The organism is Vibrio sp. 378, from assembly GCF_033339435.1.
Genome location: NZ_JAWOUO010001171.1, coordinates 1 through 521, shown reverse-complemented (window position 1 = coordinate 521; position 521 = coordinate 1). Strand labels below are relative to the sequence as shown.

Annotated in this window: 1 protein-coding gene; it reads left to right on the top strand. The window is 46.4% G+C overall.

The window, feature by feature from the left end:
• A partial coding sequence (locus R7Q48_RS30980; RefSeq protein ID WP_318134247.1) for an amino acid ABC transporter permease occupies positions 1-475 on the top strand: 475 nt, incomplete at its 5' end.
• Positions 476-521 lie beyond the last annotated feature (46 nt).

The window sequence follows — 521 nt, the reverse complement described above, 5'->3', positions numbered from 1 at the left end:
ACTGTTAGTACAACTTTTCCTGCTTTATTACGGCTTGCCACAAATCTTCCCTGTGATGGTGGGTATCGATGCATTTTCTGCCGCAGTGATTGGTTTAACATTGCACTTTGCCGCTTATATGGCCGAGAGTATTCGTGCTGCAATCATCGGTATTGATCGTAGCCAAATGGAAGCGAGCCTATCGGTCGGCATGACAACGCCACAAGCGATGCGTCGTGTGATTCTGCCACAAGCAACACGAGTAGCACTGCCCTCATTGATGAACTACTTCATTGATATGATTAAGTCGACTTCCCTAGCCTTTACGCTTGGCGTGGCAGAAATCATGGCTAAAGCTCAGATGGAAGCCTCTTCAAGCTTTCGTTTCTTTGAAGCATTCCTAGCCGTTGCTCTGATTTACTGGGGCGTGGTGGTGATTCTGACTCGAGTACAAATTTGGGCTGAAGCGAAACTGAATAAGGCGTACGTACGATGATCAAATTAGAAAATATCCACAAGCGCTTTGGCGATACTGAAGTCCT